This is a genomic window from Leptospira sp. B5-022 (assembly GCF_000347035.1).
Taxonomy (GTDB): domain Bacteria; phylum Spirochaetota; class Leptospiria; order Leptospirales; family Leptospiraceae; genus Leptospira_B; species Leptospira_B cinconiae.
On the sequence record NZ_ANIJ01000015.1, the window covers coordinates 389,118 to 402,249 of the forward strand.

Consider the following 13,132-nt stretch of genomic DNA (forward strand, 5'->3'; position numbering starts at 1 on the left):
GGGTTGCGATATATAACGAATTTTAATCCGAATGAGAAATTATTTTTTAAAAAGGATCCTGCTGATCGTTCCTACTATTCTCGGAATCACATTCCTAGTATTTATTTTATCCCACTTGGCTCCAGGTGGACCCTTAGAACGAGAGATCGCTAAATTAAGAGGTTACGGCAACGAAGACGGGGCCAGATCTTCTTTGATCAATAACGAAGAAATAGAGATCCTAAAGCAAAAGTTACGTCTAGATAAACCGCTCCCGATTGCTTACTTATATTGGTTATGGGACGTGGCGAGTTTGGATCTGGGAGAATCCCGGTTACATTCTCGGCCTGTGAATGAACTTATCTTCGAAAAAATTCCCGTTTCTCTCACTTTCGGTCTTTCCGGATTTTTACTTTCTTATTTGATCTGTATTCCATTAGGAATTCGTAAAGCGATCCAAAGCGGGCAACCGTTTGATAGCGGTACCAGCATCGTAATTTTGATCGCATACTCCATCCCCGTATTCGCCCTTTCCATGTTGTTATTATATTTGTTCTCTTCCGGAGAGGTATTTTCCGTCTTTCCATTAGGCCACGAATATTCGGATAATTACGAAGACCTAGACTTTTTCGAAAAGATCATGGATAGAGCAGAGCATATGTTCTTACCGGTACTATGTTACGTTTCCGGTTCCTTTGCAATGCTTACTCTTTTGATGAAAAACTCACTTTTGGATCAGATCTCTAAGGATTATGTTCGGACTGCAATTTCCAAAGGTTTATCTTTTAAAGATGCTATTTACAAACATGCTTTTAGGAACAGTTTGATCCCGATCGCCACCGGATTCGGTTCCAATCTAAGTTTAGTCCTAGCGGGATCTCTAATCATCGAGTTGGTATTCAGTATAGACGGGATCGGGCTACTCAGTTTTCAAGCGGTTACGGAAAGAGATACCAATCTGATGATGGGACTTTTGCTGATCCAAAGTTTTCTTTCATTGATCGGAAATATCCTTTCCGATCTTTGTTACGTTATTATCGACCCTAGGATCAATTTCGAAACATGAACTCGCTCGCTAAAAGAAGATTCGAAAAATTCAGATCCAATACAAAAGCATGGATCTCTCTTTGGATATTAGGAACCTCTTATATCATTTCCCTATTCGCGCCAATACTTGCAAATAATCAACCTTGGATCGTTTCGTACGAAAATTCTTGGAAGTTCCCCATCTTCTTTCGTTATACTGATAAGGACTTCGGCGGATCGGAGTATTCTCCTATAAATTATAAAAAACTAAAATTGAGGGATGATTTCGCGGAGGGTAATGATAACTGGATCTTATTTCCTCCTGTTCCTTACGGATATAACGAAGATAATTTAGAAACTATCGAAGACGACGAAAATCCACCTTCTTCTCCTAGTTTAAAACATTGGCTCGGTACGGACGATAGAGGAAGAGACGTATTCACACGGATCTTTTACGCCTACAGAAATTCCATGAGTTTCGGACTGATACTAGTAATTATAGAATTTATCTTCGGAACGATCGTAGGCGGGATCCAAGGATATTACGGAAAAAGAACGGATATCATTTTACAGAGGATAATCGAAATCTTATCCGCAATTCCCTTTTTATATTTGATACTGATCATGGGCTCTTTTTTCGGAAGGGGATTTATCGTATTAGGGATCACTTATTCCGCATTGAGCTGGATAGGCATCAGCATGTATATGAGGGGAGAATTTTACAGATCCAAGTCCCTGACTTATGTAGATGCGGCTAAAGCGTTAGGCGCTAGCTCTTGGAGTATTATGAAAAATCATATTCTCCCGAATGCGATCACTCCACTGGTTACCTTCTTACCTTTTGCACTTATTAGTGCGATCTCTATTTTAAGCGCTTTGGACTTCTTAGGTTATGGGATCCCGGCGCCCAATCCGTCTTGGGGAGAAATGATCAGCCAAGGAAGGGATAATCTCAGAGCTTGGTGGTTGATCACTTTTCCTTCTTTGTCATTGGCTGCGACCATTCTTCTTTCTTCATTTATAGGAGAAGGGATACGTGATTCTTTTGATTCTAAGGAGAAGGTAACGTACGAATGAATTCGGAAGCGATTCTCCAAATATCCAACCTAAATCTGGAACTTTCCAAAGCAGGAAGGTTTGTACCGTTATTAGAAGATATCAATTTCGAGATCCGTAAAGGAGAAGTTCTAGCACTTGTTGGTGAATCGGGTTGTGGAAAATCTGTCTGTGCCGCTGCGATCACTAAATTACTTCCTCGTGAATCGTTTAGGTATGCGGACGGAAAGGTCCTATTCCAAGGAACGGATCTTCTTCGAACCGACCCAGAAACTTTAAGAAAGGTCCGAGGAAAAAAAATCTCGTATGTTTTTCAGGAACCTTTCTCCGCTTTAAATCCTTTGAGTAAAATAAAGGACCAAATGACGGAAGGATTTTTAGAACACGGACTCGGGACCCGTAAAGAAGCCGAAGATAAGGCCGAATATCTCCTTGGAGCGGTAGGAATTACCGACATAAAATTAAGGATGAATTGTTATCCTCATCAGTTGAGCGGTGGGATCTTACAAAGGGTTGGGATCGGAATGGCACTGATGTGTGATCCTGAACTTTTGATCGCAGATGAGCCTACTTCGGCTTTGGATGTTACAGTCCAAGCGCAGTTGGTGGAACTCCTACTAAAACTTAAGGAAAGGATGAACTTATCCGTTTTATTTATCTCCCACGATTTCGGTTTGGTCAGCCATATCGCCGACAGGATTTGCGTATTGTACGCAGGAAGGATCGTAGAACTTGGAACAGTGGATCAAGTTTTAGACCAACCGAACCATCCATATACGAAGGATCTTTTGGATTCTTTGCCTTCTCATTTCTCCCGGACCGGTGTTTTTAAACCGATTGAAGGAAGATTACCTTCTCCCGGAGATTATCCTATAGGTTGTCACTATTCGGAAAGATGTGATTTCGTGTTCTCGCCTTGCAAGACCGCAAAACCTAGATTAAATAATATGAATGGAACGGGTCATTTTTCCGCATGCTTCTTAAATGAGAAAGAGGAGCTTACTCGATGAAACTTTTAGAGATAAAAGATCTGAACGTAAGTTACGGAAAAGAAGGTTTCTTTGGCGTCAGAAAATCAGTCATTAAAGCTGTAGAAGATGTAAACCTGGAAATGGAAGAAGGGGAGACATTCAGCCTAGTAGGAGAGTCAGGTTGCGGAAAATCCACATTAGGAAGAGCGATACTGAAACTGCTAAAAACGGATTCAGGTTACATATTTTTCAAAGGAAAAGAGATCTTAGAGCTTAAAGACAAAGAATTTTTACCTCTCAGAAAACAAATCCAGATCGTATTCCAAGATCCTTATTCTTCTTTAAATCCAAGAAGGAATATTAAGGAAATATTGACCGAGGGACTTTTTATTCACGAAAATTATACGGATAAGCAAGCGGAAAAGGAAGCTTCGGAAATTTTAGAAAAAGTAGGACTTTCTCCCGAGATCTTGAACAGATATCCTCACGAATTTTCCGGAGGGCAAAGACAAAGGATTGCGATTGCAAGAGCACTTATCCTTAAACCTGAATTTATACTTTTCGACGAAGCTGTATCCGCTTTAGACGTATCCAACCAAGCTCAGGTACTTCTTCTATTACAAAAACTAAAAGCGGATTTCGGACTTTCTTACCTTTTCATTTCTCACGATCTAGGTATCGTAAAATCCATCTCGGACAAGATCGCAGTCATGTACCTGGGAAAGATCGTGGAAGTTGGTACAAAGCCTCAGATCGTGGATAAACCTTCCCATCCCTATACGAAAGCTTTATTCGGAGCTATATTCGAAGTAGAGAATCGTAAGACCCGAAAAACACCTCTACAAGGAGAGGTACCTAGTATATTAAATAAACCTAAAGGATGTCATTTCCACACTCGTTGTCCTATCGCAAAAGAGATCTGTTCCGAAAAGGCCCCCGAATGGAAAGATCTAGGTGAAGGTCATAAGTCCTATTGTCATTTTCCGGAAGGAAAATAAAATGCGTTCCTGGGATGTAATCAATCGATATTTAGAGGAAAATAAGATCCGGTATATTTCCGCGCTCGGATTTTTCATATTATTATTCGTACTGATCGTTTATATCCCTTTTATGCAAAGAAAGGATGTATATAAAGAATTCATACTAGATAGGCTTCGAAGCTCCACCGGCCTGGACATTAAGGTAGAAGGGTCGGACCTGTATCTTCTTCCATTTCCAGGGATCGAGCTGAATAAAATAGAGATCCGGAAAGATAATGTACTGATCGCGGTTAGTGATAAAGTAGATATAGATATTTCCTGGTTCGGTTTGATAAAAAGAATGATAGAGATCCGGGATATTTCCATCAACGGAGGATCCCTTCATTTAGAAAGAAGAAAAGATGGAACTTTTGATATAGTAGAATATTTGAATGGAAAGAAAAAAGAAGCCGAACAGAAAAGTAACGTAAAAGAACTTTTTGACGATGTAAATTCTCGAATCGGATTTTCTACTGAGGACTTTTTTGCAATCAGTTTAAAAAATATAGAAGTAGATAATTTTACATTAGTATACAACGAACAAAGTCACGATAAAAAATATATAGTTTATTTCAAAAAGTCCCAAGTCTCCGTTTCTTTCTACGGAAAGGATGTGGATCTCCTCTTTCAAGGAAGAATAGACGATCAACCAATCGATCTGGAAATGACAGGAGGCCTGCAAAACTTTCCGGTGAATTGGGAAAAATTGCAGTTTAGCGCCGTCCTAAAAACCGAAGAACTTTCCCTTTCATTACTTAGAGAAGTATTTACAATCTTTCCTGCCGGCGATTTTTCTAAGACAAAAATTTCCGGAAGAACGGAAGTAGTAAAGGAAGAAGGTACTATATTCAAATTCAAAGTCCGGAATCAAGTTAAAGACCTTTCTTACAAGGGAGGACTTCCTTTCGGAAATATCAGATTGAATGTGGACTTTGATCTGGACCTCATCAATAAAAAGGTCGCATTTCCTTTTATAGAAGCCGTTTGGGAAGGAGTAGCAAAGGTTACCGCAAAAGGAAGCGTGAATTGGAAGAATAGGAGTTTAGGCCAGTTCGATATCAAAGCGGATTATGGAGATTATCATAATCTTTTAAAACTAGGAAAACTATTCCAAGTCAGGGAAGATCTTTTCGATCCCAATTCTCCTCCGGGTATTTTCTATTTTACCGGGGAATTGAATAATATTTTCGCATTCAAACATAGATTTGCCCAGATCAAAATAGAAGCGAAGTACGTGGATCCGCTACTTTCTATCCCGAATTTCCATGCTTATATCTATAACGGAGAGATATTAGGAAAAGCTAAAATATATCCGGATATACCTAAGATAGAAGTAGAAGGAGACGCCCATAGACTTCAGGTGGAAAAGGTTCTTCTTCCCTATCTGTCCGAAAAAATTATGGAAGGCGAACTTTCTAGCTGGTTTTCCTTTGAAACACAGATCAAAAATCATTCCCGGGACTCCATGACGGAACTTTTTGCAAACATGAAAGGTATAGGGAACATCACGATCAAAAATGGAGAGCTGGTCGGTTACGCAAACTTCATGGTTCCGGTCTTGAATACCTTAGGTAAAATAATCGCATTCAAAGGAGTAGATGGGCGAGAATTAAAATTCGTTACTCTTAAGTCCGATGTGAAAGTTGCAGGCAATGAAATGTACTTTCCCAATATGAAATTAGAGATTGAGAACAGTGGAATGGATGTGGACGGGAAAGGTACCGTAGGCTTCGATCAAAAAATTGATATGAGACTCCATCTTCGTCTCGGTGGAAAATTAATAGGAAAAGGACTACAGATCCCGATCATCTATACGGGAACTTTCGGAAAAAGTATACCTTACGTGGATCCGATCTGGCTCGGAAGTGTGTATACTGGTATGACACTCCTAGGGCCTTATCTTATTCCACTCGGTGGACCATATGCAGGTGGGGTCGCCGGATCCGTGATCGGAGAATATGTCAGAGATCTATGGGATGGTGTTACCGGTTTGTTCGGCGGTAGCAGCTCCGACTCGGACAAAAAACCAAAAGAGAAATAGTTAATACTCTTTTCTTTGCAATTCTTCTTTGGTTGGAAATACCAAATTCTGATTCATCAGCTCATGACTTAGATTCAAAAAGGCTCTGGCCTTATTAAAATGAGAATCGCAGATCTCAGGCTGCGTATCGCAAAGACTAACTTCTTCTCTCGGGCCTTTTGCGGAATATTTTAAGTTACGATTTCCATCCACGAAATGGATATAGAATAGATCCGACTCGATCCAACCGATCAAGTTTCCATAGGCAAAGTACGCAGATTCCGTCTTTTTGGGAGCAAGCAAATTTCTTCCCATAGCGGAGAAGTACGTTTCTTTTCCGACTAGACCCAGGATCGTAGGGATCACATCCAATTGAGAAGCGTCCCTATCGTCGATAGCAGGCAATATTCTTCCAGGAGAATATATTAAAAACGGAATATTCCTGTCTTCATAATAATCCAAATAACGGTGATGAGTATGGTCTGCTACGAAGATAAAGATCGTATTATCGAAATATTTTGATTTTTCCGCACGATCCATAAAATCCCGTAAAGCCCAGTCCGCATAATGATACACATTTAGATATTCAAAGTCTCTTTCATCTTCTTTAAAGATCCGGAACCTAGGATCTGGAGCACGATACGGGTAATGTGTGGATAAGGTTAGAGAAACTCCTAAAAAGGGGTTTTTGGATTCCGAAATTTTTTCATGCAATACCTGAAGCACATCCGCATCGTCATAACCCCAGGCTCCGATCTTGAATCGATCCAATTTAGCGATCTCTTTCTCGCCCATAACGGTATCGAATCCCCAATGAGGCATTAAAGTCGCTTTATTATCAAAACTTAAATCTCCACCGGTTACAAAGAACGTATCGTATCCCAAACCTTTGAAGATATTTCCGATCCCGGAAAAATTTCCCAAGACTTGGTGGGTACGGACCACAGTCAATCCGGGTCGATCCGGCAAACCGGTCAAGATAGACATCATACCGTTCGTAGTTCTTCCCCCTGAGGCAAAAAACCTGGTATAAAATCTTCCTTTTCTTAAGAGTTTATTAAAATTCGGAGTGAGTTCCTTTCCGAAAACTTTTCCGTCGCTGATCGGATCTATAAATTTTCCGGTCCAGTTTTCCAAAAGGATCAAAACGATATTCGGAGGTTTTCCGTTATTAGTTTGTTTTTGTTTTCTTAATAAAGGATATTTTTTTCCTACAAATTCCGCACCATCATAGGAAATCTCTTCCCGAACAATACGGACCGATTCCTTCGTTTCCAATTTCAGATAATTCGGAATGGATTGGCTTTTCAGATCCATGATAGAAGTGAACACACCATTCAACGCGATATTATTTACGAAAGAATGTCCGGAAACGATTGCATTACTCGCTCTTAAAGGAGTTTCCTGAACTCCTCCTCGGATCGCAAAAATAACGATTACTAAAACAACAAATGAAAGAATAGAATCCCTTTTCCAAGACTCTGGCTCGTGTTTGTACGGATTAAATTTTAAGAAAAGATAAGTGGATAAAGGTAAAAATACCAAAATTAAAAGAGAAGCAACGACAGCAAGAAATGGATTCTGTTCGAAGGCGGACTTTAAGATCACACCCATATCTTTTCCTAGAAATACGAAGCCCTCATAGCCGATATGTTTGTTCGCATTCTCGAAATAAACAATATCAGCGATCAAATGAGAAAGCATCCAAACGCTGATCAGGATCGGAAAGTAACCCCAAAAAAAATTAAAAAACTTAAAACGATTCAAATAGGGAAGACAGGAAAGAAAAGCGAACGGCCCCAAGATCATTCCGATCACTGAAATATCGAATCTTAGTCCTACCAAGATTGCCCATAATATATCTTTGGTTTCCGCACCTTCTAATCGATAGGAGTACACCCAAAGAAAAGCCGCTTTATAAAAAATTAGAATGAGAACAAAGTAGATCGCATATCCGCCGATCAATTTAAGATTGTTTGGTAAACGTTTCATCTTTTTCATTTGATTAGAATTTTAGAGAGTTTGTCGGCAAGACAAAAAAGAGAGACGTCGGTTACCAATCGAAGTCAAATTTAATCCAGATCCAAACCTTCTAATCTCAAAACTTCCAGAGCGTTGCTGGACTGGACTATACCTGATCTGATCTTATAATCGAAAGTCATTTTGCCGTTCTCTATTTCTTCTCTGAAATGAAACAAAGAAAGCTCGGGCAAGTCCGCCAATTCTAGATCATGGGTCGTAATGATCCCGAATACTCCGTACTGTCTTAACTTCTTCAGGATCCCTTTGCAGGCAATTGTCCTTTCTCTGGAATTCGTACCTTTTAAGATCTCGTCCAATAGAACTAATCTACCTTTATCGGAATTTTTAATATCTTGTAATATTCTTCCTAAACGTCTAACTTCCGCGTAAAAGAAAGAGATTCCTTCTTCTACAGAGTCTTCGTTACGGATACTGGAATGTACTTCTAAGATAGGAGTAATAAATTCGGATGCAGGAACCGGTCCGCCTGCCATCGCGAATATTCCCGAAATTCCTAGCGCCCTTAAGTATGTTGTTTTTCCCGACATATTCGATCCGGTTAAAAGAAGAAGTTTCCCCGGTTGCATAGGCTCCAGATCGTTCGGCACTCTCTTTTCATAGGGGATCAACGGATGAACAAGATCCTTCGCATAGATTGTCGTATTCGATTTTTCTAATTTAGGGAATGTAAACCCAGGCTCTATCCAACTCAAGTTTGTAAGCGGAAGTAGGGAATCCAACTCTGCGAGATCCGACATAGAAGCCTTTAAGGAAGTTCCATCCTGATTCCACCAAGATGAGTACCTTCTCCAGATCCAAAGATCGAAAAAAAATAAAATATTCAATAAGGCATGAGCGAGAGGAGATTGGGTATAAGCCGCTAGGTTTGAAATTTTCAGGAATGTTTTCCAAGAATCTTTTAATTCTTTCTTCTTCCAATTGGAAAGAAAAACTTCTCCTTTTGTTCCGGTAAGATTCGAAGACCGAATATAGAGCAGAAGTTTTCCTAATTCCTCTAATGTTTCGGAGTCTTCCGCAATGGGTTGTAACATTTTTAAGGATCTATTTCTATAAGATCCGAAAAATGCGGAATGTAGAATGAAGATCCCGAATCCCCAGGTTTGCCCGAATAGAAAACTTCCCAGTACTAAAAGCCAAATAAGAACTAACCAAAAAGGAAATAAAACTCTAAACACTCCAGCCATTTTTCCAAAGGAGGATTTCCAAAAAGCGTTCGGCTCTTCTTCAAATAAATTAAAGGGAAAATCTATCTTATTCTTTTCTGAACGTTCCGGCTGTAAGTTCCCGATCTTCGGAATATAAGAGGGAAGTTTTTCTTCTTCTCCTTCTCTTCTCGCCGGAAAAGAAGCCTCGTACAACCTAAATTGTCTGAGTAACTTTTGTACGACCCTACTTTTTTTGGAAAGCCCATATACTGCGTTTTGTCTTGCAATCACATTGGATTCATCGGGAGTTTCCAAAAAGTATCCTAAAAATCTGGAAGTTCCTTTCTGGATAACAGTGGTGTCTATTCTAGAAAAAATCCCCTTTTCCCCCAAAAAATCCAGATCTTTCGTCCAAGCGGGAAGTCCTGTCTCTAATACAAGATTTTTATAATATTCTCGCTTGGCCTTGGGATAACGTTTCCCATCCAACTCGATCCTGGAAATCTGAGCCGTTAGGAATTCGGACCAGACATGTAATCTTCGGATCTTCTCCCTTCTCTTTTGGTATGTAGATAATAAACGATAGAAGATCGCTAAGATAAGAATAGAAGGTAAATAATACAGATCGGATACTGTACGGAAAAGATAAACTCCGACAACCCAGGCGATAAAGAATAAGAAAGAAAGTATCCGGAAAGTGGATAATAAGGAAAGAGCGGATTCTTCCTTTTGAATGATCTTGCCCAGACGGGAAATTTCGGATCCAAGTCGACGGACCCTATTCAGGGGGTTCATACCGCTATAGTAACGTTCTCGTAATTTTCGGTCTCTCTTTTGTATATTTCATGGTCCAAAAGACGAACCAGGGAACCGACGTCTTGCATCAACCATCTGGAGACCATTTTACCTCTATCGCGGCCCAAAAATTTGTCTACGTAGACGTAGCCGAATAGATCCGTTCCGTACTCATAAACGACGAATCTCCCCGATCTTTTGCCGGTCCTATTTTCCAGACGGATCTGCATTTTTACCGAATTTACTCCGTACTTTCTTTTAGTACAAGAAAAAAAATATCTCAAGTATTTTCACAATGTCCCGAAGTACAGTTTGGGAGAAAGCTTCCTTTCCAAGGACGGAAAAGCCGGAACTTTCTCCCTTTTTTCCCGAATGGGGTCGCACGGAGGCGATTTATGATATATCCCGAAATGGATCCGGATCTACGGAGTTCCTTCGCAAAAATCGGAAAAACCTTTGCCAATCTTACAAACGATACCGCTTTACCGGAATTCGGTCTAAAAGCGGGAAATTTGTTGGATAGAAAACAAATGAAAATTTTAGTCGAAATCCGTAAAAGAAGGATCAATTCCAAACAATGGAATAGTTTCCAAAAAGATTAAAACCCAAACCAGGAACAAAAAAAGCCCCTCGATTTCCCGAGAGGCTTCCTGAGACCTAAGAACCTGTCTTCACATTCTTGAAGCCCGAAATTATACACTAAATTTATAGCCGAAATATTTGAACGGACTATAAATATTCAAATTTCTTAATATTTGGTTTTGGTAGAAGGAAGTTTTACGTTCAGGATAATATCCACTTCAGTTACTTCTCCTTCTCTTACCTTAATATCCGCATTATTCAAATTCAGATCTTCCGCGAATGTAGCTTTGATCTCGTACTCCCCCGGTTTCAGGTTTGTAAACCAGAAGTTACCGTTTTGGTCGGTATTCAATTTTTGGATACCGGTCACGCTTGTGATCGTAGGCATGAAGATCGGTTGATTGATCACAGGATTATCCAAGGTTCTGTAGAATACTTTTCCTCGGATCGCGCCATAGCCGGTCATAGAGGTTACCACTTCCAGATCGTTTCTCTTATTAGGAAGGACAGCCTGGGTTTTTTGAATTTCCGGATAATCGTCCGCTTGAATGGTCACCTTATGAACTCCGGCAGGTACACCTTTGATTGTTAAGGTATAAGTTGCACCTGGTGTCAGTTTCCCCATTCTCTTAGTCGCGCCCCAATAATTGGAAGATTCGGTAGTGATGGTTTTATCCACTTCCTTATCATCGATAAGTACTCTAATAGACCGATTTCCCACTCTCTTCTTACCGGAAGTCAAACGGATCTCCGGAGGAAGATCGGAAACAGCATAAGCTCTGTCTTGGATGATCGTGGTTTTGATCACAAGATCACCTTTCAGATTTGTAGGAACGACCGGAGGTTCTTCGTTAGTGACAACGGGAGTTTCAGGCTCAGGTTTAGGAGGTTGTACATCCGGAACCGGAGTCGGATTTACGGGAGGTTTAACCGGCTCAACAGGTTTTGGAGGTTCGGGCTTTTTTTCTCCGGCTAAGAAGATACCGGACGCGTTACCCGAAATCTGAGGCACCTGTTCGTGATCGTACTTTTTAGCCATATTCACCGTTTCGTCTTTAGAAGCGAAGAATGCTTCGAGTGCGGTGATCACGTTGTCCTGGTTTAAATCCCCCTTAGAGAGAGCCTTTCCGAAATTGTACGTAAAGATCCCGTGATTGATCGTTCCACCAACTTCGATTGCAGTTTGATTATCATCCGCACTGGAAATAATCGCCTTATCTTGGAAGAAAAAATCCTGAGAGTCTTGTTTGACTGTTCCATCACTACCTTCCGGGATCGGAACATTGGCAGATCCTCTGGTTGCCTTTCCCTTTTTAGCGATCCCGCCGGAGAAGCAGCAGTCGAAAACGAAAACCGTTTTAGGAGATTTGATCCCTTCTAAATAATCGTTCAATTCGTCGTCGGAAAGGTGAGGCCTATCATAGCAAATGATCAGGTTTCTCATTCCGTTCTTTGCTTTTTCATCTCTTTGAAAAGCACCATGACCGGAGAAATAAAGAAAAACCGTATCGTCCGCTTTTGCTTTGGAAGCAAGAGCCTTAATTTCTTTCTGAATATTGTCTTTGGTTACGTCCTTACCTAAAACAATTTTAATTTCATCGAATTTTCCTACACGTTTGATCTCATCGTGTAGATATTTGGCATCCGCCTCGCAAAGATTTAATTCCGGAATTCCGGCTTTGTTTCCTTTATAGTTGGATCCGAAGATAAGGCCTAACCTTTTCTGTGCGAACACATCGGTGGAAAACAAAAAGAGGGAAATTCCGATTATGGAAATTAAGGATTTCAATCAGAGCCTCCTGGCTTGGGTGTCTCAAAATAGCAAAAAGCTAGGCTTTGTCATTATTTTTTTGCCCTAAGGATAGATACCTTCTAAGAGCAATTGCCGGACGTAAGACCCGGTTTTTTTCGATTTTTTTTCCAAACTTTGGCTGATTTTAGGGGCTCAGGCAAGAAATTTCCAACGTATTCTGCCAAAAATTCGCTGCTATTTGGGACAATATGAAATTCCTTCATCCCATAAGGTTCATTCTAAATGATTCAGGTCAAAATAGATAAATTTGATCTCCTATTTTTGTCTAATACCAAAGGTATTAAGGTGCGAAAGATTCTTTTTTATTTGATGGTTGCATTTTATCTATTAGCAGGGTCGGCTCATTTTATTATCCCGGAATTTTATTACGGAATGATGCCCCCGTATATACCTTATCATTATGAGGTGAATATATTGGCGGGAGTCAGCGAAATTTTACTCGCTCTCGCCTTACTACCTAAATCAACCAGAGTGTTCGCCGCCTGGGGAATTATCTTACTATTGATCGCGGTTTTTCCTGCGAACATCCAAATGAGCTTGAACGCTTACGAATCAAAAGACCCCAAATTTCTTTTAACATTGATTCGACTGCCATTCCAAATATTATTCCTTGCCTGGGCATGGATGTTTACTAAGAAGGATCCCGCTTAATTGGATCACAAAGTTCGTTTAGTAATAAAAAA

General features: G+C 40.2%; 11 protein-coding genes. 7 read left to right on the forward strand and 4 right to left on the reverse strand.

All coding sequences use genetic code 11. From position 1 onward, the window contains the following. The first annotated feature begins 31 nt into the window (after window positions 1–31). The 5 genes from LEP1GSC192_RS07525 to LEP1GSC192_RS07545 are packed head-to-tail and all read left to right on the forward strand — an operon-like array spanning window position 32 to window position 6,092. Window positions 32–1,045: an ABC transporter permease subunit gene (locus tag LEP1GSC192_RS07525; protein WP_020769219.1), complete on the forward strand. Its 1,014-nt coding sequence runs from the start codon at window positions 32–34 to the stop codon at window positions 1,043–1,045. Beyond that, entirely contained in the window at window positions 1,042–2,082 is a 1,041-nt protein-coding gene (locus LEP1GSC192_RS07530; protein ID WP_020769126.1) for an ABC transporter permease subunit, read from the forward strand. Before LEP1GSC192_RS07525 ends, LEP1GSC192_RS07530 begins: the two co-directional genes overlap by 4 nt. After that, window positions 2,079–3,071, forward strand: a complete 993-nt coding sequence (locus tag LEP1GSC192_RS07535) for an ABC transporter ATP-binding protein (RefSeq protein WP_020769192.1) — start codon at window positions 2,079–2,081, stop codon at window positions 3,069–3,071. The genes LEP1GSC192_RS07530 and LEP1GSC192_RS07535 overlap by 4 nt, the downstream gene beginning before the upstream one ends. Beyond that, window positions 3,068–4,030, forward strand: coding sequence for an ABC transporter ATP-binding protein (locus LEP1GSC192_RS07540; RefSeq protein WP_020769410.1), 963 nt, complete (start codon window positions 3,068–3,070; stop codon window positions 4,028–4,030). The genes LEP1GSC192_RS07535 and LEP1GSC192_RS07540 overlap by 4 nt, the downstream gene beginning before the upstream one ends. A gap of 1 nt (window position 4,031) precedes the next feature. Beyond that, on the forward strand, window positions 4,032–6,092 hold the full coding sequence (locus LEP1GSC192_RS07545; protein WP_020769225.1) for an AsmA family protein: 2,061 nt from the start codon (window positions 4,032–4,034) through the stop codon (window positions 6,090–6,092). On the opposite strand, the gene LEP1GSC192_RS07550 is transcribed toward LEP1GSC192_RS07545, so the two are convergent. The 3 genes from LEP1GSC192_RS07550 to LEP1GSC192_RS07560 form a co-directional block, all read right to left on the reverse strand. After that, a complete protein-coding gene (locus tag LEP1GSC192_RS07550; RefSeq protein ID WP_036089330.1) occupies window positions 6,093–8,063 on the reverse strand; it encodes an LTA synthase family protein in 1,971 nt (656 codons plus the stop codon). 80 nt (window positions 8,064–8,143) lie between these two features. Continuing rightward, window positions 8,144–10,054: a MutS family DNA mismatch repair protein gene (locus LEP1GSC192_RS07555; RefSeq protein WP_020769400.1), complete on the reverse strand. Its 1,911-nt coding sequence runs from the start codon at window positions 10,052–10,054 to the stop codon at window positions 8,144–8,146. After that, window positions 10,051–10,284, reverse strand: a complete 234-nt coding sequence (locus LEP1GSC192_RS07560) for a hypothetical protein (protein WP_020769226.1) — start codon at window positions 10,282–10,284, stop codon at window positions 10,051–10,053. Before LEP1GSC192_RS07560 ends, LEP1GSC192_RS07555 begins: the two co-directional genes overlap by 4 nt. Before the next feature lie 165 nt (window positions 10,285–10,449). Between LEP1GSC192_RS07560 and LEP1GSC192_RS07565 the strand changes: the two genes are divergently transcribed. Beyond that, a complete protein-coding gene (locus LEP1GSC192_RS07565; RefSeq protein WP_020769014.1) occupies window positions 10,450–10,656 on the forward strand; it encodes a hypothetical protein in 207 nt (68 codons plus the stop codon). Window positions 10,657–10,802: 146 nt separating this feature from the next. On the opposite strand, the gene LEP1GSC192_RS07570 is transcribed toward LEP1GSC192_RS07565, so the two are convergent. Next, window positions 10,803–12,425, reverse strand: a complete 1,623-nt coding sequence (locus LEP1GSC192_RS07570) for a caspase family protein (RefSeq protein WP_020769353.1) — start codon at window positions 12,423–12,425, stop codon at window positions 10,803–10,805. Window positions 12,426–12,734: 309 nt separating this feature from the next. Between LEP1GSC192_RS07570 and LEP1GSC192_RS07575 the strand changes: the two genes are divergently transcribed. Next, complete coding sequence (locus LEP1GSC192_RS07575; RefSeq protein WP_036089342.1) at window positions 12,735–13,100, forward strand: hypothetical protein; 366 nt, start codon at window positions 12,735–12,737, stop codon at window positions 13,098–13,100. Window positions 13,101–13,132: the final 32 nt, after the last annotated feature.